The 22,667-nt window shown below is 71.1% G+C and carries 20 protein-coding genes and 2 tRNA genes; 10 read left to right on the plus strand and 12 right to left on the minus strand.

The window, feature by feature from the left end:
• Positions 1 to 22 precede the first annotated feature (22 nt).
• Together eccCa and EXE58_RS06810 are read left to right on the plus strand one after the other, a co-directional pair.
• Positions 23 to 4,027 (plus strand): type VII secretion protein EccCa, encoded by a 4,005-nt coding sequence (gene eccCa / locus EXE58_RS06805; RefSeq protein WP_244242460.1) that lies wholly within the window; start codon positions 23 to 25, stop codon positions 4,025 to 4,027.
• A 17-nt stretch (positions 4,028 to 4,044) separates the two neighbouring features.
• A complete protein-coding gene (locus EXE58_RS06810; RefSeq protein WP_135267160.1) occupies positions 4,045 to 4,638 on the plus strand; it encodes an MOSC domain-containing protein in 594 nt (197 codons plus the stop codon).
• Between the two features lie 34 nt (positions 4,639 to 4,672).
• Here the strand turns inward: EXE58_RS06810 and EXE58_RS06815 are convergent, their stop codons facing one another.
• Positions 4,673 to 6,235, minus strand: a complete 1,563-nt coding sequence (locus tag EXE58_RS06815; RefSeq protein ID WP_135267161.1) for a helicase HerA-like domain-containing protein — start codon at positions 6,233 to 6,235, stop codon at positions 4,673 to 4,675.
• 27 nt (positions 6,236 to 6,262) lie between these two features.
• On the opposite strand from EXE58_RS06815, the gene EXE58_RS06820 reads away from it, so the two are divergent.
• Entirely contained in the window at positions 6,263 to 6,562 is a 300-nt protein-coding gene (locus EXE58_RS06820) for a type II toxin-antitoxin system VapB family antitoxin (RefSeq protein ID WP_135267162.1), read from the plus strand.
• Positions 6,559 to 7,077 (plus strand): LytR C-terminal domain-containing protein, encoded by a 519-nt coding sequence (locus tag EXE58_RS06825; protein ID WP_135267163.1) that lies wholly within the window; start codon positions 6,559 to 6,561, stop codon positions 7,075 to 7,077. The genes EXE58_RS06820 and EXE58_RS06825 overlap by 4 nt, the downstream gene beginning before the upstream one ends.
• Here the strand turns inward: EXE58_RS06825 and EXE58_RS06830 are convergent.
• Positions 7,065 to 8,579 (minus strand): potassium/proton antiporter, encoded by a 1,515-nt coding sequence (locus tag EXE58_RS06830; protein ID WP_244242461.1) that lies wholly within the window; start codon positions 8,577 to 8,579, stop codon positions 7,065 to 7,067. The genes EXE58_RS06825 and EXE58_RS06830 overlap by 13 nt on opposite strands.
• Before the next feature lie 148 nt (positions 8,580 to 8,727).
• Between EXE58_RS06830 and EXE58_RS06835 the strand changes: the two genes are divergently transcribed.
• From EXE58_RS06835 to EXE58_RS06845, 3 genes are read left to right on the plus strand one after another with little or no spacing between them, the layout of a single operon-like run.
• Entirely contained in the window at positions 8,728 to 9,162 is a 435-nt protein-coding gene (locus tag EXE58_RS06835; RefSeq protein ID WP_208544160.1) for a hypothetical protein, read from the plus strand.
• 1 nt (position 9,163) lies between these two features.
• Entirely contained in the window at positions 9,164 to 10,096 is a 933-nt protein-coding gene (locus tag EXE58_RS06840; RefSeq protein ID WP_135267164.1) for a hypothetical protein, read from the plus strand.
• Positions 10,093 to 11,466, plus strand: coding sequence for a hypothetical protein (locus EXE58_RS06845; RefSeq protein WP_135267165.1), 1,374 nt, complete (start codon positions 10,093 to 10,095; stop codon positions 11,464 to 11,466). The genes EXE58_RS06840 and EXE58_RS06845 overlap by 4 nt, the downstream gene beginning before the upstream one ends.
• A 138-nt stretch (positions 11,467 to 11,604) precedes the next feature.
• Here the strand turns inward: EXE58_RS06845 and EXE58_RS06850 are convergent, their stop codons facing one another.
• The 7 genes from EXE58_RS06850 to EXE58_RS06880 form a co-directional block, all read right to left on the minus strand.
• Positions 11,605 to 13,002, minus strand: a complete 1,398-nt coding sequence (locus EXE58_RS06850) for a VWA domain-containing protein (RefSeq protein WP_135267166.1) — start codon at positions 13,000 to 13,002, stop codon at positions 11,605 to 11,607.
• Entirely contained in the window at positions 12,999 to 13,883 is an 885-nt protein-coding gene (locus tag EXE58_RS06855; RefSeq protein ID WP_135267167.1) for an AAA family ATPase, read from the minus strand. The genes EXE58_RS06850 and EXE58_RS06855 overlap by 4 nt, the downstream gene beginning before the upstream one ends.
• A 51-nt stretch (positions 13,884 to 13,934) precedes the next feature.
• Positions 13,935 to 14,022: transfer RNA gene (locus EXE58_RS06860), tRNA-Ser, on the minus strand.
• 44 nt (positions 14,023 to 14,066) lie between these two features.
• The gene (locus EXE58_RS06865) at positions 14,067 to 16,031 is read right to left on the minus strand and encodes a calcium-binding protein (RefSeq protein ID WP_135267168.1); all 1,965 of its coding nucleotides are present in this window, start codon (positions 16,029 to 16,031) and stop codon (positions 14,067 to 14,069) included.
• A gap of 10 nt (positions 16,032 to 16,041) precedes the next feature.
• Positions 16,042 to 17,652, minus strand: a complete 1,611-nt coding sequence (locus EXE58_RS06870) for a hypothetical protein (protein ID WP_135267169.1) — start codon at positions 17,650 to 17,652, stop codon at positions 16,042 to 16,044.
• Positions 17,649 to 18,173, minus strand: a complete 525-nt coding sequence (locus EXE58_RS06875) for an RDD family protein (protein ID WP_135267170.1) — start codon at positions 18,171 to 18,173, stop codon at positions 17,649 to 17,651. The genes EXE58_RS06870 and EXE58_RS06875 overlap by 4 nt, the downstream gene beginning before the upstream one ends.
• A gap of 99 nt (positions 18,174 to 18,272) precedes the next feature.
• Entirely contained in the window at positions 18,273 to 18,551 is a 279-nt protein-coding gene (locus EXE58_RS06880) for a hypothetical protein (protein ID WP_208544161.1), read from the minus strand.
• Positions 18,552 to 18,775: 224 nt separating this feature from the next.
• On the opposite strand from EXE58_RS06880, the gene EXE58_RS06885 reads away from it, so the two are divergent.
• The 3 genes from EXE58_RS06885 (at position 18,776) to EXE58_RS20300 (ending at position 19,719) form a co-directional block, all read left to right on the plus strand.
• Entirely contained in the window at positions 18,776 to 19,225 is a 450-nt protein-coding gene (locus EXE58_RS06885; RefSeq protein ID WP_135267172.1) for a hypothetical protein, read from the plus strand.
• A 74-nt stretch (positions 19,226 to 19,299) separates the two neighbouring features.
• Positions 19,300 to 19,390, plus strand: a tRNA-Ser gene (locus EXE58_RS06890).
• Positions 19,391 to 19,596: 206 nt separating this feature from the next.
• Positions 19,597 to 19,719, plus strand: a complete 123-nt coding sequence (locus tag EXE58_RS20300) for a hypothetical protein (protein WP_279638264.1) — start codon at positions 19,597 to 19,599, stop codon at positions 19,717 to 19,719.
• A 161-nt stretch (positions 19,720 to 19,880) separates the two neighbouring features.
• Here the strand turns inward: EXE58_RS20300 and EXE58_RS06895 are convergent, their stop codons facing one another.
• The 3 genes from EXE58_RS06895 to EXE58_RS06905 form a co-directional block, all read right to left on the minus strand.
• Positions 19,881 to 20,894 (minus strand): TrmB family transcriptional regulator, encoded by a 1,014-nt coding sequence (locus EXE58_RS06895; protein WP_135267173.1) that lies wholly within the window; start codon positions 20,892 to 20,894, stop codon positions 19,881 to 19,883.
• Positions 20,895 to 20,982: 88 nt separating this feature from the next.
• Positions 20,983 to 21,195 carry a hypothetical protein gene (locus EXE58_RS06900; RefSeq protein WP_208544162.1) on the minus strand — a complete coding sequence of 71 codons (213 nt, stop codon included), beginning with the start codon at positions 21,193 to 21,195 and terminating at the stop codon, positions 20,983 to 20,985.
• Positions 21,192 to 22,619 (minus strand): glycosyltransferase family 2 protein, encoded by a 1,428-nt coding sequence (locus EXE58_RS06905; protein ID WP_135267174.1) that lies wholly within the window; start codon positions 22,617 to 22,619, stop codon positions 21,192 to 21,194. Before EXE58_RS06905 ends, EXE58_RS06900 begins: the two co-directional genes overlap by 4 nt.
• Positions 22,620 to 22,667: the final 48 nt, after the last annotated feature.

Consider the following 22,667-nt stretch of genomic DNA (forward strand, 5'->3'; position numbering starts at 1 on the left):
CGGGCACGGCGGAGGGGGATGCGTGAGCACTGCACTGCGCGGTGGCCACCGGCTGGACGAGCCCGAGCTGCCCACCGGCCAGATCGTGCTCCAGCCGCCCCCGGAGATCCAGGAGAGCGAAGGCGCCAGCGGCGTCCTGATGAACGCCATCCCGATGCTCGGGAGCCTCGGCTCGATCGTGCTCGTGGCGACCATGGGCGGAGGTGCCAACCGGGGACGGAGCTTCCTCGCCGCGGGCATGTTCCTCTTCGCGACGCTGGGCTTCATCATCGTGCAGATCGACCGCCAGCGTAAGCAGCGCGCCCAGCAGGTCACGGGGTCGCGCACCGAGTACCTCCGCTACCTCTCCAACATCCGCAAGGTCGCCCGCCAGGCCGGCGACCAGCAGCGCCGCGCCCTCAACTGGCACCACCCCGATCCCTCCGCCCTCCCTGCCCTCGCCGAGGAGCGCACCCGACTGTGGGAGCACGGGCCGACCGACGCCAACTTCCTCCACGTGCGCTACGGGCTCTGCTCCCAGCCGCTGTCCCTCGAGCTGATCCCCCCGGAGAGCGCGCCGGTCGACCAGGTCGACCCCGCTGCTGCTTCGGCACTGCACCGCCTCCTCGTGGTGCACCGGCTCCAGCCCAACCTGCCGGCCTCCATCGACCTGCGAGCCTTCGACCGCATCGAGCTCTGCGGCGGCGAGGAGCAGGCGCGAGCCGCGGCACGCGCGATGATGTGCTCCGCGGCCGCCTTCCACAACCCCGAGCAGCTCGTCATCGCCGTGCTGAGCTCGGAGCAGAACCTCACCCACTGGGACTGGGTCAAGTGGCTCCCGCACGCACACTCCGGCCGCGAGGCCGACGCTGTCGGCCCGATGCGTCTGGTGTCGACCTCCCTCGACGACCTCGGAAGCCTGCTGCCCGCCGAGCTGAGCGACCGGCCTCGCTTCGGCGCCGACGAGCGGGCGGCCACGCCGCACATCCTGCTGGTCATCGACGGCGGGCACCTTCCGCCCGGCAACCACGTCGTGCCTCCCGACGGCCTGCACGGCGTGACCCTGCTCGACCTCCCCGCCCGCTGGGACGAGCTCGAGGACCCGACCCGGCTCCGGCTCCAGTTCACCGATGCGCCGGCCGAGTCCGGCAAGGAGCCGATCCTGGCCCTGCGTCTGCGCGGCGAGCCGGTCAAGGCGCTCGCCGACCAGTGCGACCTCGCGACGGCCGAGGCGTTCGCACGGCGGATGGCACCGCTGAAGACCGCCAGCGCCGAGGCGTCGTCCAGCAGCGGCGGCACCATCGACATCACCGCCACCACGCCGGACCACATGGAGCTCCTCGGGCTCGGCGACATCCACACCTACGACCCGGCCACCGCGTGGCGGCCGCGCCCCGCCCGCGACCGGCTGCGCGTGCCGATCGGCATCGGCGACTCGGGCGGGCTCATCCACCTCGACATCAAGGAGTCCGCGCAGCAGGGGATGGGTCCGCACGGCCTCGTGATCGGCGCCACCGGGTCCGGAAAGTCGGAGTTCCTGCGCACCCTCGTGCTCGGCCTGGTGATGACCCACTCCTCCGAGCAGCTCAACCTGGTGCTCGTCGACTTCAAGGGCGGCGCGACGTTCGCGGGGATGGCCGACATGCCCCACGTCTCGGCCGTCATCACCAACCTCGCCAACGAGCTCACGCTCGTGGACCGCATGCAGGACGCCCTGTCGGGCGAGATGACGCGGCGCCAGGAGCTTCTGCGCGAGGCCGGCAACTACGCCTCCATCCGCGACTACGAGAAGGCTCGGGCCAACGGTGAGCCCCTCGAGCCGATGCCGTCGCTGTTCATCGTGGTCGACGAGTTCTCCGAGATGCTGTCGGCCAAGCCGGAGTTCATCGACCTCTTCGTCGCCATCGGCCGGCTCGGTCGATCGCTGGGGCTCCATCTCCTGCTCGCCTCGCAGCGGTTGGAGGAGGGCCGCCTGCGCGGGCTGGAGTCCCACCTCTCCTACCGGGTGGGACTGCGCACCTTCTCGGCGGGCGAGTCCCGGGCGGTCCTCGGCGTGCCCGACGCCTACGAGCTTCCCGCCGTTCCAGGACTCGGCTTCCTCAAGCCCGACCAGTCGACGCTGCTGAGGTTCAAGGCCGCCTACGTCTCCGGCCCGCCCTCGAGCCGCGTCCGCGTCGCACGCGACGAGGGCGGCGCGATCCGAGGCATCCTGCCCTTCACGATCTCCGAGGTGCAGACGCTCGAGACCGACACCGAGCCCGACGACGTCGCCGTCCCCGCACCCCAGCCCCAGGGCGAGCAGCCCTCCCTCCTCGACGTCGCCGTGCAGCGGATGATCGGCAAGGGCCCCGAGGCACACCAGGTGTGGCTGCCGCCCCTCGACGTCCCGGACACCCTCGACGAGCTGATGCCCGACCTCGTCGAGGACCCCAACCTCGGCCTGGTCTCCCCGCAGTGGCGCCAGCTCAACGGCCTGGTGATCCCGCTCGGGACCGTCGACCGTCCGCGCGAGCAGCGTCGCGACACCATGACGCTCAACCTGACCGGCGCCTCCGGCCACGTGGCCGTCGTGGGCGGACCCCGCTCGGGCAAGAGCACCCTGCTGCGCACGATCGTCACCAGCATGTCGCTCGTCACCACGCCCCTCGAGTCGCAGTTCTTCGTGCTCGACTTCGGTGGCGGCACGTTCGCGCCCCTCACCCGGCTGCCGCACGTCTCCGGTGTCGCGACCCGCTCCGAGCCCGACGTCGTACGACGCGTGATGGCCGAGGTCGAGGGCATCGTCGACCGGCGTGAGGCCTACTTCCGCGCGCAGGGCATCGACTCCATCGAGACCTACCGGTCGCGTCGTGCCAACGGAGCCGCCGACGACGGCTGGGGCGACGTCTTCCTCGTGATCGACGGCTGGAGCACCCTGCGCGCCGAGTTCGACGACCTGGAGATGGAGATCCAGCAGCTCGCCGCGCGCGGCCTGACGTTCGGCCTTCACCTCGTCACCGCCTCCACCCGCTGGGCCGACTTCCGGGCGGCGATGCGCGACGTGTTCGGCTCCAAGCTCGAGCTCCGCCTCGGCGACCCCCTCGACTCCGAGATCGACCGCAAGGTGGCCACGCTGGTCCCGGCCGGCCGAGCGGGTCGCGGCCTGGTCCCCAGCAAGCTCCACTTCCTCGGCGCGCTACCGCGCATCGACGGCCGGCCCGAGCCGGAGTCGCTCGGCGACGGTGTGGACGACCTCATCGATCGGATGGCCGCCGCCTGGCACGGGCCCGCCGGTCCGAAGCTCCGGCTGCTCCCGGAGAAGGTCACCCTCCACCAGATCCGCGAGGACGCCGAACGCCGTGGTCTCCCCCCGAGGAACCTGCTCCTCGGCATCAACGAGAAGGAGCTGGCCCCGGTCGCGCTCGACGTCGACGCCGAGCCGCACATGTTGATCTTCGGAGATGGCCAGTCCGGCAAGAGCGCCCTCCTGCGGGCCTACGTCCAGGAGGTCATGCGGACGCGCAGCGCGAAGGAGGCCCAGATCGTCGTCGTCGACTACCGACGCTCGATGCTGGGCGAGATCCCCGAGGAGTACCTCCTCAACTACCTCACCTCCGCCACCCAGGCCACGCCCACGCTCAAGGACATCGCCGACTACCTCCAGGGACGCATCCCGGGACCTGACGTCACGCCTGAGCAGCTGCGCAACCGCTCCTGGTGGACCGGCGCGGAGGTCTTCGTGGTCGTCGACGACTACGACCTGGTCGCCACCCAGCAGTCCTCACCGGTCGCAGCGCTGCAGCCGCTCATGGCACAGGCTCGCGACGTCGGCCTGCACGTCGTGGTGGCCCGCCGCACCGGCGGGGCCTCGCGCGCGCTCTACGACCCCGTCATCCAGTCCCTGCGCGACCTCGCCATGCCGGGCGTCATGCTCTCGGGACCCCGTGACGAGGGCGTGCTCATCGGCAACCTGCGCCCCCAGACGGCGCCACCGGGCCGTGCCCGTGTCGTCACCCGTGACCGGGGCACCGAGACGGCTCAGCTCGCCTGGACCGACCCGACGATGTGAGCCCGGACGGAGACCGCATGCCCAGGCCTCGAGTCGTCGCCGTCAGCCGTGACGAGACCCACCGGTTCAGCAAACTCCCCGCAGACTCGATCACCCTCGTCGCCGGTCTCGGTGTGCTCGGCGACGCCCACGCCGGGACCCTGGTGCAGCACCGGTCGCGAGTGCGCCGCGACCCCAACCAGCCCAACCTGCGACAGGTGCACCTCATCCACTCGGAGCTCTTCGACGACGCCCGGGCCCTGGGCTACGAGCTCGCACCGGGCGACCTGGGAGAGAACGTCCTGACCGCAGACCTGGACCTGCTCGGCCTGCCCACGGGCACCCTGCTCGATCTCGGGGGGCCCGTCGTACGACTCACGGGGCTCCGCAACCCGTGCGTCCAGATCAACGACTTCAGGCCGGGGCTCCTCAAGGTGGTGCTGGCCCGGGAGGACGGGACCCCCACCGACGAGCCGGCCCCCTCGACCGGCTCGCCGGAGATCACGACGGCGAGGCTCATCCGCAAGGCCGGCGTGATGGCGGTCGTCGAGTACGGCGGCGACGTCGTGCCCCACCAGCCGATCACCGTGACCCTGCCCCCGGGGCCCCACACAGCTCTGGTGCCTGTCTGAGCCTCGTCCACGGGCAGGTACGACGCAGTGGCCCCTAGCGGCGCCCCGACTTGAACATCCCCCGGGCGATCTCGCGGGCCGCCGTGCGCATGAAGTCCTTGAACGCAGGGGACTTCACGACGGTCTCGAGCATGCCGTCGTCCTCCTTGCGCACCTTCTCGGCGGATTTGTCACGGACACGGTCGTTCTTCTGCTCGCGCGCCATCTCCTTGACCAGGGCGTCCTCTGCGGCCTTGCGGGCGCCCTCCTCGAGCTTGCGGGCGAGATGCTCGCGGGCCGAGTCGCGGTCGATGGCCTCCGCGTACTTCGCGTGGAGCGGCGAGGCCTGCACAGCAGCCTCCATGTCGGCGGCGGGCGCGGGGTCCATCAACGACTGCGGCGCGCGAAGGCGGGTCCAGGCCACCGGGGTGGGTGCTCCGCGTTCGTTCATCACCGTCACGACCGCCTCGCCGATGCCGAGGGACGTGATGACCTCGCCGAGGTCGTCGTACGCGCTGTGGGGGTAGGTGTCGACGGTGGCCTTCAGCGCCTTGGCGTCGTTGGGGGTGTGGGCGCGGAGCTGGTGCTGGACGCGAGACCCGAGCTGGGCGAGAACCTCGTCGGGGACGTCGGTCGGTGACTGGGTCACGAAGAAGACCCCGACGCCCTTGGAGCGGATCAGCCGCACGGTCTGGGCGATCTGGTCGAGGAAACCCTTCGAGGCGTCGCGGAAGAGCAGGTGTGCCTCGTCGAAGAAGAAGACCAGCTTGGGCTTGTCGAGGTCGCCTTCCTCGGGCAGGTCGTGGAACAGGTCGGCGAGCAGCCACATCAGGAACGTGGAGAACAACGCGGGGCGGTCCTGGAGGTTGGGCAGCTCCAGCAGGCTGATGACGCCCGCACCGTCCTCGGTCGTCCGGAGGAAGTCCTTGGTCTCGAACTCCGGCTCACCGAAGAAGACCCCCGCGCCCTGGGCCTCGAAGCCCACCAGCTCGCGCAGGATGACTCCCGCGGTCTGGGAGGAGAGGCCGCCGATGGTCTTGAGCTCGGCCTTCCCGGACTCGTCGCCGGTGAGGTACTGGAGGACCGCGCGCAGGTCGGCGAGGTCGAGCAGCGGGAGGCCGTTCTGGTCGCAGTAGTAGAAGACCAGCTCGAGGGAGGACTCCTGGGTCTCGTTCAGCCCGAGGACCTTGGACAGGAGCGTGGGGCCGAAGGCACTCATCGTGACGCGCACGGGCGTCCCGACGCCCTCGCCGCCGATGGCGAAGAACTCGGTCGGGTAGCCGGTCGCGGTCCACGTCTGGCCCACGCTCGCGGCCCGCTCGGTGATCTTCGCACCCTCCTCGCCGGGCACGGAGAGGCCCGAGAGGTCGCCCTTGATGTCGGCTGCGAAGACCGGCACCCCCTGGGCGCTGAGCTGCTCTGCCAGGAGCTGCAGGGTCTTGGTCTTGCCGGTTCCCGTGGCACCGGCGACCAGCCCGTGCCGGTTGAGCATGGCGAGCGGGATGCGGATGCCGACGTCGGCGAGCTCGGTGGCGTCGAGCATCAGCCCGCCCAGCTCGAGGGCCGCCCCCTCGAACTCGTAACCCGGGGCGACGGCTGCGGCGATCGAGTCGGTCATGAGAACACCCTAGTTATAGTCACGCACGTGATCTTCAAGCGCGTGGGCGTGGGCCGTCCCTACCCCGACCACGGACTGAAGGCGCGTGACTGGGCGGACATCCCGCCCCGGCAGGTGCGCCTGGGTGACCTGGTGACGACCAAGGACACCCTCCAGCTCGACGCGCTGCTCGACGAGGACTCCACGTTCTACGGGGACCTGTTCGCGCACGTCGTGGAGTGGCGCGGCGACCTCTACCTCGAGGACGGGCTCCACCGGGCGCTGCGCGCCGCACTCCACCAGCGCAGCGTGCTGCACGCCCGGGTGCACAAGGTGGCGGGCACGTGAGCGCCGGCGCCCGTACCGCAGCGACCCTGGCCGGGCTGCTGGCCCTGGTGATGGTGGCCGCCCTGTGGGGTTGGTCCGCCGCCACCAAGCCCTTCCCCGCGAACGAGACACCGCCCGACTGCGTCGACACCCAGGTCGCGGCCGGCGAGCAGGTCTTCCGCGACCAGGTGGTCGTGAGCGTCTACAACGGCAGCCAGCGCTCTCGGCTCGCCGCCGAGACGATGGCGCTGCTGACCCAGAGGGGCTTCGTCGCAGGTGACTCCGGCAACGCTCCGGAGCGGACCGCAAAGACCCAGATCCTCTCCCCTGACCCGGCGAACCCTGCGGTCGCGCTGGTCAAGGCACAGTTCAAGGGCGCCGAGGTCGTGCTCGCCAACGGCCTCGGGCCGGGGGTCACCGTCGTGGTCGGCGAGAAGTTCAAGGCCCTGCGCAAGAAGAAGGTCGAGTCGGTGGTGGCCGAGGACGCCGCTGCCTTCTGCGCCGCTCCGGGCGCCGACAGCCCTCAGTCCGGCTGAGGCGCGACGCCGTCGAGCCAGTGGGCCAGGCGCCCCGTGGTGGAGACGCGTCGCAGGCGCTCCTCGGTCTGCTCGCGAGACTTCCGCGGAGTCACCACGACCAGGTCGTCCCCGTGGCGCAGGACAGTGCGGCGCTCGGGCACCAGTGCCTCGCCGCCTCGGATGACCAGTGAGACCGATGCCCCGTGGGGAAGCCTCAGCTCGCCCACCTCGACGCCGTGCATCCGCGAGCCAGGCGCGATGGCGACCTGCAGGAGGTCTGCCGCCACCCGCTCGAGAGGTGCAGCCTCCACCTCCAGGTAGCGAGGCTCAGCGGGTCGCGAGACGCCCAGCAGCCGCGCCACCCACGGGAGGGTCGGGCCCGTGACGACGGTGTAGATCACGACCATCACGAACACGATGTCGAAGACGCGGTAGGCGCCCTCCACGTCGGCTGCGAGGGGGATCGTCGCGAGGACGATCGGCACGGCTCCGCGCAGTCCCGCCCACGAGATGAACGCCAGCTCTCGGACGGGCATGGGCTGGACCCTGCTGCTCACCCAGACCGACACGGGACGGGCCACGAAGGTGAGCAGCAGCCCGGTGACCACGGCGAAGGTGATCTCGATCGACTGGATGCGGTCCACCGGCATCAGCAGGCCCAGCATCACGAACAGCCCGATCTGGGCGAGCCAGGCGATGCCCTCGGCGAACGACCGGGTGGCGACCCGGTGGGGCAGCTCGCTGTTGCCGAGGATCAGTGCGGCGACGTAGATCGCGGCGAACCCCGAAGCGTGCACGGCGGCGGACGCGCCGTAGGCCACGAAGGACAGTGAGAGCACGGCGATGGGATAGAGGCCTGAGGCGGGCAGGGCGATGCGTCGCATGACCCAGGCACCGGCGACGCCGATGACGGCGCCCAGCACCACGCCGGCCGCCAGCTCGTAGAGGATCAGCGAGGCGACCCCGAGCACGCCGTCCTCCTCGAACGCGCCCGAGGAGATGACCGTCACGAGCACCACGGTGGGGGCGTCGTTGAGGCCGGACTCGGTCTCCAGGGAGCTGGTGAGTCGCCGCGGCAGGGGCACCGTGCGCAGCACGGAGAAGACGGCCGCCGCGTCGGTGGGTGAGCAGATGGCGCCCAGGAGGATCGCCAGCGGCCAGGGCAGGCCGAGGAGGTAGTGCGTCCCGACCGCCACGATGGCCACCGAGATCGCGACACCGACGGTCGAGAGCGCGACGCCCAGCCGCAGCGTCGGTCTCATCTCGTGCCACTCGGTGGTGAGACCACCTTCGGCCAGGATGAGCGCGAGCGCACCGAACCCCAGGGCGTGGGCGAGCTGGGCATCGTCGAAGTTGATCGCCAACGGACCTGCCTCACCGAGGAGGAGCCCGATGAGGAGGAAGATCAGCAGCGAGGGAAGGCCTGCGCCGAGCGCCAGCCGGGCTGAGAGGATCGCACCGATGAGCACCAACGAGCCGACCAGCAGGAAGACATCTAGCTGATGGACGTCAAAGCTCACACCGAACCTCGTCCCTTCTGCGGTTGAATGGATCTTAACGGGCGCCGAGCGGCAGCACCGATGGCGGGATTCGCGCCGACCGGCGTGGACTGCGATGTTTGACCGGACCATCCAGCGGGTAGTCGTGGGGACGAGAGGGGCGTGATCGATGTACGGCGACAGCACGGCAGCGCGCAAGCGCGTCGGTCAGCTGCGCGAGCAGGCCGGCGACATCCGCGCCACCGCCGACCGTCTCGTGGCCAGCGCCGAGTCGGTCCCCTGGCACGGTCGCGCGGCCGAGTCGATGCGTGCGCGCATCAAGGAACGCGCCGCCCACCTCCGCACGGCCGCCGCCGCCCACGACACGGCAGCAGACTCCTTGGCCCGCCACCTCGGCGAGGTCGATCGGCTCAAGGACGCGATCGAGGTCCGCGAGCGCAAGGCGAACAGCCTGGTCGAGGACGCCCGCGCCCGCGCCGCCCAGGACGGGCGCGCACCCACCCCGGACGCGACCGAAGACGACGAGGAGCGCGCACTGCTGGCCTTCTCCCCGCCCCCTGCCGGTCACCTCGACTGGCTCACCGCCGAACTCCCAGGGCTCTGACATGGTGACCATCGACCTGACCACCCCGCCCCCGCCGGCGAAGAACTTCCTCGACGGGCTGCCCCGGCGCCTCGCGATGACCCTGCCCGAGCTGCGTCACGCCGCGGAGCTCGCCGGTGGGGCGCCGCTGCCGTTCGAGCACGTCGTGGAGGCTGGCGGCACCGGTTCCGACGGTCTCTCCGACCGGTTGGGCGCGAGCAGGGAGTCCGCGGAGGCCACGGCCTACGCAGCCGCCATCTCCTCCCTCCACGATGCCGAGGACTCCCTGCGACGCCGCGGACTGGTCACCGACGCGGGCGCCGACCCCGGCGTCGTCGGTGCCATCGGACTGCTGGCGACGCCCCAGCTCGCCCTCGACATCGACGTCGCCACGGGCAGCCACCACGTGAAGGCCTGGCACCGCCACTCCGAGGGAGCGGTCGCCACGCTGTCCACCCGTGACGGCATCGTCTTCGAGCTCGCCTGGTTCCCTGTCGGCCACTGGACCAACGAGCTTGCGCGCGTCACCGCAGTCCCCGAGGAGCTGACGCTCAGCACCTCGGCGGTGCCTGAGCTCCTCGATGTCCCCTACCAGCTCGTCGACGCCGTGGGCGAGGCTGTTCGCTCCGGCCGCCAGGACCTGGTCCCGGTCCTGATGTCCCACGCCGACTCGCCCGTGCTGGCCGACGACGAGACACTCGGTGCTCCCGAGGCCTCAGCAGCGCTCTCCGCCGTCCACACCGAAGGGCGCGGCCGCCTGCGGATCCTGGCAGCCGAGGTGTCTCACGACCAGACGACCGATGTCGGGGTGGTGTCCTGGGTCCTCCTCTCCGACGGCTGGCACTCGCTGACGCCGCGCCACGCCGACGACGGTGCGCGCGTGTGCGTGCGCCGGGTGGACCCCGCGGACCTCGCGACCGAGCTCGCGCCCGTCCTGGCACAGGTGACCTCATGAACGACGCCCACGACCGCCTCAGCGACGACCTGGGACGGGTCCCGACCCCCGACGCGGCTGCTCCGCAGGCCGGCACGAACCTCCGCAGCGACGCCGCCGTCAGCACCGACAAGTACGACCAGATGCTGGCGCTGGCCGACCTGTTCGACTCCAGCGGCGACGACATGCGTGAGCGCGCTCGGCTGGGCGCTGAGATCCTCGCCGACGACGACGTCGCCGACTCCGAGCCCCTGTCCAAGGCCACCTTCGCCCAGCTCGAGGAGGACCTCCGGGCCGCCACGACGGGCAAGCACGGCCTCCTCACCAGGTCCGTGGAGCTCGACGCCGACGCGCTCGTCGTACGAGCCACTGTGCTGACCTACCAGTGGATCGACGAGCTCCAGCAGGCGGCCTACCAGACGTTGGGGTCGATCGCCGGCCGTGCCATCGGCTACCTCGCACCGGAGGTCGCACTCGGCGGGGCCATCGTGAGCGCTGGCCTCATCGAGACCGACACCCTCGACCGCGAGGGCGTGACCGCCTACCTCAACGAGCTGGCCGAGAGCAATCCCGAGCTGATGGACCACATGGCCGGTGGTGGCGGCCTGCTCGACGGACTCCACATGCGCTCCCTGCTGACCGCTGGAGCACTCGCCTCCGAGCACGGGGCGGCTGCGGCGCGCGCGGGGATGCGGGCGATCGGCGTCGAGGCGTTCCCGACCGACTCCGTGTCGGCGTTCCGCGACTCCGCCGGGACGTTCGTCGACGTCGCGGAGGCAGCCCACGACCCCGAGCGGGCCGAGGCCGACGCACCGCGCTCCCTCGAGGAGCTCATGTCTCACCTCTCCACGGCGGAGCGCCGCATCAGCGTGCAGCGTGTCAGCGCCGGACGCTACATCGCCTACCTCCCGGGTCACCTCGGCCCGGAGAACGGTCGCCTGAGGCTGGTCGGCGCCAGTCCGTCCAGCCAGGTCGAGCCCGTCGTGCGAGCCATCGAGGCGGCCATCGCCGAAGGCGACGAAGGCGCCCGGGTCATGCTCGTCGGCTCCGCCAGCGGCGGCACCGTCGCCGCCGAGATCGCCGGCTCGGTCACCTCCGAGAAGTTCGTCGTCGACCAGGTGATCACCGCGGGGGCGCCCGCGGCTCAGGTGCCGGTCATCCCCGACACGACGCGGATGCTGTCCTTCGAGGACCGGGCCGACCCGATCGCCCTGCTCGGCTCGCTGATCAACGCGCCCCTGTCCAACCGCGTCACCGTCGTCTTCGACGGCTCCGCCGGCGACGGCGGGGACGTCTACGTCGCCGGGGGTCGCGCGGCCGACGCCGCTCAGCATCCCGATCTCCAGGCCGAGATCCGGCGCATCCACGACCTGGGCTTCCTCGTCAGCTGATCGTCGCGCCCTCCAGGGTGGCGGCACCCGACATCGCTCCCGCCAAGGTGGCGGCACACAACAGCCCGCGGCGCCGTTTCGATGTCGTACGCCGCCAGGGTGGCGCCGCGGATGTCGTACGCCGCCAGGGTCACCGACTCACACGAGGTCGTGGACGAACTCCCCCAGCTGGGTGAGGTTGCGGCACTCGCTCATGGGGATCACCTCGGCGTAGGTGTCCGCAGCACTGTCTCCGCTCCCCCAGTGGCGTCGGTGCTCGGGGTTGAGCCACCACGACTGCCTCACCCCGCTGACGAGCTCACGCAGGACCGGCAGCCCGAGGTCGCTGTAGTTGGACCGGGCATCGCCCAGCACGAGCAGCGAGGACCGGGGCCCGAGGGCGTCGGCGTGGGACTCGGCGAAGCGGGTGAAGGCCCGCCCGTAGTTGGTGCGCCCGAAACGCGCAGCGTGTGCCGTGCTCGCCGCCAGCGCCTCCATCACCTCGACCGGGTCGGAGCCCCGACGGAACCGGTCGCTCACCTCGACCACGTCGTCGACGAAGGTGAAGGCGCGTACGCCGGTGAACTCCTCGCGCAGCGCGTAGACGAGCATCAGCGTGAACTGGGCGAAGCTCGCCACCGACCCGCTCACGTCGCACAGCACCACGAGGTCCGTGCGGTGGGGCCGCTTGGGCCGGTGGTGGGTCGTCAGGGGGACCCCACCGGTCGAGATGGAGGCCCGGACGGTGCGACGCATGTCGAGGGGGCCGCGGCGACGGGCGTGCTGCTCCTTGGTGAGGCGGACCGCGAGGCGTCGCGCCAGCGGCAGGATCTCGCGGCGCATCTCGACCAGGTCGGCGCGCCGCGCCGCCGCGAAGTCGAGCCGGTCGATCGTCGGACGCACCGTGACGTCGACGACGTGCTGGGGACCCTTCTCCTCCACGATGCGACGTCGCGCGTCCCCCTCGACCAGGGCGGTGAACGCGCCCACCCGCTGACCGGCCACGCGCTCGGCTCGCTCGGCGTCCATGCCCTCGGCGAGCAGGGCCTGCACGAGGCGCTCGATGAGCTCGTGGGGGCTGACCCGTTGCAGCGTCGTGTAGGCCGACCAGCTCGAGAGTCCGGGCCCGCGGCCGGGCATCGCGCCGAACCGCCCCACCGCCTCCGAGGCCAGGTCCTGCAGCGTTCGGCCGTCGCGGGCCCGCCGTTCCTGGGACTCCAGCGCCTCGGCGAGGTCCTCGCGGAAACGGCCCAGCTCGGGTCCGCCGTCGCGGACGCCCTCCTGCACGCCGTCGCCCGACGCGTCCGGCGTACGGCTCGCGGCGACGCCGTCCCCGACCATGCGCGGGTAGTAGAGGTCGAACACGGCGTCGAAGGTGACGCGTTGGGGCTGGCGCTTCACCAGGGTCGCGGCGTAGGCAGACCGCACCGTCTCCCGGTCAGCCCACGAGAGTCGTTCGAGGGCCGCGATCGCGTCGAGCCCCTCCGCCAGCGACACCGGCAGGCCCGCGGAGCGCAACGCCTCCACGAAGCCGATGTGGGTGTCGAGCAGGCTCACCCGGCGCCCCGGGTCGTCGCGAGCTTCAGCTCCTTGACCGCGCGCGCCTGGTCGGAGGAGTGCTTGAGGATGACGCCGAGGGTGGCCGCGACCGTCTGCTCGTCGAGGTCGTCGGTCTGGAGGGCGATCAGGGTGCGGGCCCAGTCGACCGACTCCGCGATCGAGGGGGCCTTCTTGAGCTCGAGCTCGCGCAGGCGGGAGACGACGTCGACGAGCTGCGCCGCGACCCGGTCGTCGAGACCAGGCACCTGGCTGGTGACAATGGCGCGCTCGCGGTCGGCATCGGGGTAGTCGAGGTGGAGGAAGAGGCAACGCCGCTTCACTGCCTCGGAGAGCTCGCGCGTGGCGTTGGAGGTGAGTACGACGAACGGTCGACGCACGGCGGAGACGGTGCCGAGCTCGGGGATGGTCACGGCGAAGTCACTGAGGAGCTCGAGCAGCAGGCCCTCGACCTCGACGTCGGTCTTGTCGACCTCGTCGATCAGCAGCACGGTCGGCTCCTCGCGACGGATCGCGGTCAGCAGCGGCCGGGTGAGCAGGAACTCCTCGGTGAAGATGTCGTCGTGGGTCTCGCTCCACTCCTGGTCCGAGCCGCTGGCCTGGATGCGGAGGAGCTGCTTCTTGTAGTTCCACTCGTAGAGCGCCCGCGCCTCGTCGAGCCCCTCGTAGCACTGCAGGCGTACGAGCCCGGCCCCTGTCGCCCGGGCCACCGCCTTGGCGAGCTCTGTCTTGCCCACGCCGGCCGGCCCCTCGATCAGGAGGGGCTTCTCGAGCACCCCGGCGAGGTAGGCCGTCAGTGCGGTGGCCGGGTCGGCGAGGTAACCGGCCTGGCCCAGGCGCGAGGCAGCATCGTCGGAGGAGGAGAACCAGGTGTCGCTCACGGAGCGAGCCTAGGCCAGACGGCGGCCCTGCCCCGGACTCGCTCGTCCACGTGGCAGAGGGGGCGGGATTCGAACCCGCGGTAGGTCTCCCTACGACCGCTTTCAAGGCGGTTCCGATAGGCCACTCCGGCACCCCTCCGTGTGCCACACCGCAGGGCATGGCACACGGAGGAGTCTAGGAGGTCAGTACTCCGCGGTGAGGCGGAAGGTCCACTGGACGCCGGACCCGTCGCCGTCGTCGCGGAAGCCGGAGCCCGACAGCACTCCGGTCTCTGGGTTCCACTCCGCCTCGGACCGCAGCGGGCCCACGACCGGGATGACGCCCTGGTGGCTGCTCTCCGGGCAGACCCACGTCACCTCCGCCAGCTCCGACCCGGCGGCCTCCAGGAAGTACCAGGGACCACCGTCCTCCTCGATCTGGACGTGGGTGCTCATGAAGTCGAACGGCTCACCTGCGGAGTAGGTGCAGCTCTCGCCGCCGCCGGTGCCCGTCCACGAGCCCGTGCCGTCGTTGGCGCGATAGATGGCCCGGGTGTAGTTGCAGTCCTCGGGTCCCTTGCAGTCGGTGACGGAGTACTGGTACTCCGAGACCGTGCGGAAGCTCCACTTCACCGTGGAGACCGAGTCGCCCCACTTCCACGTGGAGACACCCTCGAACTCCCCGACGAACCTGGCCGGGATGCCCTGCTCGTGACAGGAGATCTTCGTCTCGGTGGTGTCGTCGCACCTGTCGGGGTCCTGCGGTGTGTTCTCCTCGGTGCCGGGGGTTCCGCCGTGGCAGACGTCGGCCCCGTCGCCCCCTGAGCACGTGTCGGTGCCGCCCTCGGCGCGCAGGAAGTCGTCTCCGGCACCACCGTCCAGCGAGTCGTCGCCGTCGCCGCCCTCGACCTGGACGTCGTTGCCGCCGGCTGCGAGGAGTACGTCGTTGCCGTCGCCGCCACTCATCACGTCTGCGTGCGGACCACCCTCGAGCTTGTCCGCACCGGCGTCGCCCTGGAGGAGCGTCCCCTCGTGGACCGTGCTGAGGGTGTCATCGCCCGTGCCGCCGTAGAGGCCGATGCCGGCGTCCTCGGCGACCACACGGTCGTTGCCCCCGTCGCCGTACAGCAACCCGGCCACGCCGGTCCCCGAGCTGACGTGGTCGTCGCCCTCGCCCCCGTGCAGGATGTCCAGACCCGGTCCACCGTCGATCCGGTCGTTGCCGGCGCCCCCGTCGACGTCCTCGTCGTTCCCCGCGCCTGCAGCGATGGTGTCATCGTCCGCGCCGCCGTCGATGGTGTCCGCGTGGGGACCCCCGGTGATCGTGTCGCGTCCCGCATCGCCCTGGAGGAGCGTGCCCTCGTGGACCGTGCTGAGAGTGTCGTCACCCGTGCCGCCGTAGAGGCCGATGCCGGCGTCCTCGGCGACCACGCGGTCGTTGCCCCCGTCGCCGTACAGCAGCCCGGCCACTCCGGTCCCCGAGGTGAGGTGGTCGTTGCCCTCGCCCCCGTGGAGGATGTCGAGACCCGGACCGCCCTCGATGCGGTCGTTGCCCGGGCCGCCGTCGACGTCCTCGTCGTTGCCCGCCTCGGCGGTGATGAAGTCGTCGCCCTCACCGCCGTCGAGGTGGTCGGCGAAGTCGCTGCCGAACAGGTCGTCCGCGCCGCCGTCGCCGGACAGCAGGACGTGCTTGGCCTCGGAGACGAGGATGTCGTCCCCGCCGCGGCCGAAGGCGCCGACTCCATCGGCCTCCGCCCGGATCTGGTCCTTGCCGGGGCCGCCGTCGAGGATCCCGCTCTCCCCGCTGCCGGAGAAGATGTCGTCGTCACCGCCCTCGCCGTTGATCATGTCGAGGCCGCCACCGCCGTGCACCCGGTCGTTGCCGCCGCCGGCGCAGATCAGGTCCTTGCCACCGCCGCCCTTGATCCGGTCGGCACCGCCCAGGGCGACGATGACGTCACGGCCGCCGGTCCCCTTGATGACGTCCTTGCCCTTGGTGCCGACGATGGTCGCCTTGCGGCCCTCGCACTTGGGCACCTTGGCGGACGCCGCAGCGGGGACCAGGAGGGCCGACGCGGAGAGCACGGCCGTGACGCCCAGGAGCGCCGTGAGGTTGTTGATGACGCGCCTGTCACGGCGCGGCCCCTGCGGGCTGAGTTCTTGTCGCATGGTGCCAGCCTCACCGGGTCCTCTTGCGCACCGCTTGCGAGCGGCTTGCGGACACCGGCTCGGACCCGAGGTAGGCGACGACCAGCGTGTGCCGGCCGGGCCGGAGTCTGGGCAGCACCAGCGTGAGCCGGCCGCTCCGCGCCGCGGTGAGCCGGCCCCTGGCGATCACCTTGCCCCGGTCCCGGACCACGACCCTGCCGGTGGGAACGGCAGCGGCCAGGACCCTCACGGCGACCTTGCCCCGCCGACCGGGGACCAGCTTCCACCTCGCGGAGGTGGAGGACGTCACCTGGCCGACGACCGGCAACGGAGCAGCGGTCGGGGACGGGACCGGTGCCGGTCCCGAGGTGGGCACCGGCGCGCTCGTCGGCTCCGGCTCCGGCTCCGGACCGGGGCCGGGAACCGGGCCGGGTCCTGGCTCCGGCTCCGGCTCCGGCTCTGGCTCTGGCTCACCGGTGGTGTCCACGGTCCACTCGTACGACGCACCCGGCGACTCGATGTTGCCGGCACTGTCCATCCCCTGCACCGCCAGGCGGTGGACACCCTGCTCGAGGTCACCGAGGACCACCGGTGAGCTGCACGAGCCCCACATGCCGTTCCCGGCGGGGCTGTCGATGCGGCAGCGGAACGACGTCGCCTCCGGATTGGTGAAGGTGAACGTCGCACTGTTGCCGCGCACGTCGGAGGTCACGACGGTGGGGGTGGTCGGACCGGTCGAGTCGACGGTCCACCACCACTCCGCCGGGATGGGGTCGACCCAGTCCCCGGTGCTTGCGTAGACACGCAAGCGGTGGAAGCCGTCGTCGAGGTACTCCAGGACGACCGACCGACGCGGTCCCGACCCGCAGCACGTGAAGGGCTCGCCGTCGAGGGAGCACCAGAACTTCTCCCCGCCGATGGTCGCGAGGCCGATGACCGCGGTCCGGTCGCGCGAGACGGCCATCGGCCCGAACGTCATCTCGGTGTCGATCGAGACGATGTCGACCTGGGCCGCCCCTGCGTTCCCCGAGCCGTCCACGGCACGCACCTGGAACACGCGCCTGCCCTCGGGCACGGACCGGCGGACCGGGGAGGTGCACGGCGAGAACGACGCCTCCCCCTCGATCCGGCACAGGGTGGCGCCGTCGGTCGCGGTGAAGTCGAACTGGAAGGTGCGGTCGTCGGCCACCACCTGCGTGGCACTCACGGTGACGGTCGGGACCCCGACGTCCTGGAAGTGCGCGACCGGGGACTTCTCGACCGAGCCGAAGGCACCCGAGTGCACCGCGCACTCGGTCACACCGTTCGTGGTGCGGGTCGTGTCGCAGCCGGTCCAGCCGGAGAACTGCCACTGCCCCGCGGGGGAGGGCGAGGGCGTGGGGCGCAGCCACACCCACGCCTCGAAGGGTTCTTCGTTGCGGAACCGGCTGCACCACACGGTGACGCGGTGGTCCTGGTTGTCGTATCGGCTGCAGGTCGAGGGCGCGAGGTCCTCGAGGGTGCCCTCGACGACCCGGACGGAGCCGGCGCCCTCGATGCCGACGGTGACCCCTACCTGGCCTGCGTGTGCCGGTGCGGGGAGGGCGGCCACGAGGCCGACCGGTGCGAGCAGCGCCGCTACCGCGGCGAAGAGGCGGATCATCGCGCCCTCACCACCCGGGTGCCGGCGAGCGTGTCGTGCCAGCCGCGACGGGTCACGGAGTCCTGCGTGATCCCGAGCAGGATCGTGACGACGGCAACCAACATGGCCACGCTGCCCACCAGTCCGCCGACGACCGGCACGACCGCCAGGACTCCCAGCGCTGTCCAGCAGTTGCGGCGCAGGGTCGCGCTGAGCGAGGGCGTGCCGCCGACCTCGTCGACGACCCGCAGCCCCAGCAGTCGCTTGCCGAGCGTCTGCCCGTCGCGTGACTCCAGCACGGCGAAGTAGCCGAGGGTCACCCCCGCGGACACCACGGCGGAGACGACCCCCGCCAGGAAGCCGGCGGCTCCCCCCAGGACGGCAGCGCCGAGCCCGAGCGGGAGGAGCACGACCATCAGGACCACGGCGACGCCGACATGGTCGACCAGGCGGGCGACGGCCCGCTGCCAGACCTCCGCCTCTGCGATGGCGGGGCCGGCGCCCTCACGCTGGTAGAAGTGGGGGTCGGTGGTGGCGGACATGGGCGTCTCCTTCTCGAGGTCGTGAACCCCTCGATCGAAGCGAGAGACGCTTGCGGCTCGCTTGCACCCGCCTTGCGCCCCGCGCCGACGCCGTCCGGCTCAGTCGGAGCCGCCGAGCTCCCCCTCGACGTCGTCCCAGGCGAGGTCGTTGCGACGCTGCAGGTGGTGTCGTACGTCGTCGACCAGGCGGAGTGCGTCGAGCCGCACCGCCTCGACGTCGGGCGCCTCCAGCACACGTGGGCCGAGCGCGCTGAGCCTTCGCAGGAGGGTGCGACGCTCGCGCAGCGCGACGCCGTGACGCGGCTCCAGCCACCCGCTCTCGGGAGTCACCGCCTCGTGCAGGAGCAGGTCGCGGACCCCGGACATCCGTTGGCGCACGGTCCACCTCCACCGGCCCAGCTCCGCCCCTTCGGGCGGACGACGAAGCACCCGTCGGAGCTCCACCAACGCGTGGAGAGGGGGTGCGTGGACAGTGGGGGAGAGGGTCATGACGACCTCCGGACCGTGGGGGGCCTGACGGTGCCTTCGAGTGTGACCCCGCCCGGCGGTGTGCGACAAGGGCCACCGCGTCGGCGCGACCCCTCTCGTGGTGAAATCCTCCCGTGCCGTCCGACTATCGACTCTCCCCCGCCGTGACTGCGCGGGTCGTGGGCCTCGTGGTGGTCTCCATCGCGCTCCTCATGCTGCTCACCACGCTCCTGGTCGCCTTCCTCGACCTGCACAGCCTCGTGCTGACCGTGCCCCTCGTGCTCGGGCTCGCTGTCCTGGTGGGGGCAGCCGTGGTCCACCAGCGCCGGGGGTGGGTCGTCCGGCTCTCCGACGAGGGCTATCGCGTCCAGTGGGTCCGCGGCGCGGGCGTTGCGGCAGCCCGGTGGAAGGACGTCGAGGACGCGGTCACCACCGAGGTGGCGGGTTCGCCGGTCCTGGTCCTGCGCCTGCGGGACGGGCGCACCACCACCATCCCGGTCGAGATGGTGGCCGCCGACCGTGACTCGTTCGCACGCGACGTCGTGGAGCACCTCCAGCGCGGCCAGGGCCTGCGGCCGCTCTGAACCGAGGGCGGACCTGATTGGTCCATCGGACAGGTGGCCTTGTAACCTGTCGACGCCTGGTTCACGCCGGGCGTGGAGGCGTCGCCTAGTCCGGTCTATGGCGCCCGCCTGCTAAGCGGGTTTGGGGCTACAACCCCATCGAGGGTTCAAATCCCTCCGCCTCCGCTGCTGGGGAGCGGCTCGACCGAGCCGCTCCCCTTCTGCATCTCGAACCCTCCTTGGACACGCCCGGGTGAGCCCGCGGACGCGCTTGGAACAAGAAGTGCAACAACATGCATTGCAACGACCTGCACCCCAAGTCATGGGACGGGGCCCGAAGTGTGCGCGACAATGGTGGGACCAATCGCCCCCCGCACCCGAAGGTGATCCCCATGAAGCCTGTTCGTCGCCTCGCCGCAGCAGCCCTGGTCACCGCGTTCGGCTTCGGTGCCGTTGCCGTCGCGGCCACCCCGGCCAACGCCGACACCACGTGGGGCACAAGCATCCGCCGCTGACCGTCCCCACACGGTCACGCAGCACTAATCCCCAGAATCAGAGACGCGGATCCTCTCACCCCCCACGAGTCCTGATCCGAGTGCCTTCCCCCCAAGGCCCGTCTCTCACGAGGGCAGCGATCGAGTCGCTGCCCTCGTCTGGTGTCCGGGAGGTGCCGAGCTCAACGGGCCCGGCGAGGGAGCTGCTCGATCTCGCGGCCGGAGATCCCCAGCTTGCCCATCGCGTAGCCGAGCTGGAAGCGCGTCTCGGCGTCGAACTCCGCCTTCAGGTCAGCGACATAGCCGGCGTAGGTGCGCGGACTGACGCCCAGCCGGGTGGCGCCCGCGGGGTCCGGGCGACCCTCCAGCAGCATCCTGATCGTCATCGCACGCTGCTCGGCCGCGATGTCCTGGGTGAGTGAGGACTCGCCGCTGGCGAAGGGCCGGGCGCGCTCCCAGTGACGCTCGAACATGTCGACGAGGTAGGCCACCATCGACGGCTCCCGGATGACCGTCGCCGTGTCCAATCCTTCGTGGCTCGGAATCACGGCGATGCGCCGGTCGACGACGATGAGGCGGTTGAAGAACTCGTCAAGAGTGCGCACCTCGGCGCCCTCGGCCGAGACGAGCACGACGTACTTGCGGGTGTCGGAGCTGCGGCGCGCAGCATGCTGGTAGAGCGTGCGCATCCTCACCCCCCGTCGCAGGACACTGATCTCGCGGTTGACCACGTCGGCGAGCCCCTTGATGTTGCGCCGGTTCTGGGGCTGGGCGGTCAGCAGCTCCTCCTCGGCCTCGGACACCAGCGAGGCCACGAACCCCGAGATCGTCTCGCCCCCGCGGATGCTGGTGAACTGCTCGCCCGAGGTGTTGGGGGAGCGTCGCCAGGCGTGGGTCAGCGTGGTGAACGCCTGCGCCCAGTGGGCCGACTCGGCGATGAGCTCGGCGCCCTGCTGGCCCAGGGGGGCCACGACCTGCGCCTGCACGGCGGCGGGGTCGACCGCCACCCAGTCGTCGGAGTCGTCACGACGTGTCACGAGCCCGATCTCGCGCAGGAGCTCGAAGGCGGCGGCGAGCTCTCCCCCCGGCACGATGCGCGCATCGCCGGCAGAGAGGCGCCCCGTCAGGACGATCTCCTCGTAGAGCGGGCTCGCCTCGGACTCGAACAGAGCCCGATGATCCGAATCGAAACTCATGGCCCCTCCCCAAGTGCCCCCAAACATGCCTGTCTGGATGCTCCCACATCCGGCAAGGCACGCCGGCGCGAAGGGGCTCAGGCGGGCCTCACGGGGCGTCGTCCGGGTGGATGCTGCGCGTCTCCCCCCGGCGGTTGCGCCCGTCCACGAGGTCGGAGAGGTAGAGCTTGGGCAGGACCTTGGAGACTGCCAGCGTCACGTAGACGATGGTGTTGATGGCCACGAAGGCAGCCAGCACGGCCACGAACTCGTTGGCGAGCAGGTCCTCGGGCAGCAGGATCCCCAGTGGGAGCACGGTCATCTCTCCACCTCGATGCCCTCGCGGGTCTGGACCACGTGCTTCCACGACGCCTGCCTGGCCAGCGAGAGGTCCCACACGCCCTTGACGTAGACGACGTTGAGGAACATCGCGTAGAAGAGCTCGGGGAAGAGCGAGAGGCCGAGCAGACGAGCCCGCCACCCGCCTCGCCACACCGTGACGACACGCTCCACCACGAACACCCCACCGACCCCGAGCCAGAAGGGGAACCACACCCAGTTGGCGGTCGCCAGCACCATCATCAAGATGAGCAGCACGTAGGCACTCAGCGCGATGACGCCGTAGCCGATGCCGAGCTGCTGCATCCAGTTGCGGAAGGTCGAGGGGCGCATGCCGTAGGCGCCGAGGTTCTCCAGGGCACCCCGCTGCCAGCGCAGCCGCTGGGCCCACAGCGCCCCCCAGCTCGGCATCACCTCGGTGACGACCGTGCACTCGGGGGGCGAGATCATCAGCGCACCCAGGCTCTTCAGCGCCATCGTCAGCTCGTTGTCCTCGGTCAGCGCGATCGTGTCGTAGACGTCGCCGGGGACACCGGGCAGGGTCTCACCACGTTCGGCGGCCACCGCCCGGAGCGCTCGCGGCCTGAACACCGACGCGGTGCCGGTGAGGACGAAGACACGGCCCCGTCGCCTCTTGAGCTCGCGCTGGTAGCGGATGTACTCGTTGCGCTGGAACTGGCCGATCAGCCCCGCGCCCTCCTCGCCGTAGAACAACCCGCCGACCGCCATCAGCGCCCGGTCCTCGGTCATCCGCCGGGCAGCGCCGGCGAGGAAACCCTGGTCCAGGGTGGTGTCCGCGTCCATGACCATCACCAGGTCGTTGTCGCCCTGCCCCGGCAGGACCTCGCGCAGCGCCTGGTTGAGGGCGCCCGCCTTCTTCTTGGTGTTGCCGACCGTCTCGAAGATGTCGACGCCGACCGCACGAGCGAGCGGCACCGTCTGGTCCGTGCAGTTGTCCGCCACGACCACGATGCGCGCAGGCGGGACGGACTGCGCGAGCAGTGAGCGCAGCGTGGCACCGATGGCGGCCTCCTCGTTGTGCGCCGGGATCAGCACGGTCACGGTCACCGGGCCGGCGTACTCACCGCGGGTCTGCGCCATCACCAGCTTGGGAGCAAGAGGAGTCCGGTGGGGGTTCTCGCTGCGTCGGGCCCGGTTGGTGATGCGGCGCTCCAGTGCCGCGACGGCCGCAGCGAGCAGCAAGCCCACCCCGGCAGCGGCCACGAGCACCCGTCCCGATGGCATGGCGGTGTCGTAGAACACCCGCCACACGCCGAACAGCAGGCCCTGCTGCGGCCGTTGCCCCGGGTCAGGGTCGCTGGCGGCCACGCCGACCCACAGCAGTACGGCGCCCAAGGTCGCCGTACCGAGGATCGCCAGACCGACGGAACGTTGCAGCCAACGCATGTGGACCAGGGACCTCCTTGGCAGTTCGGCGCGCGGAAAGGGGCGGTA

This window comes from Nocardioides seonyuensis, from assembly GCF_004683965.1.
Lineage (GTDB): Bacteria > Actinomycetota > Actinomycetes > Propionibacteriales > Nocardioidaceae > Nocardioides > Nocardioides seonyuensis.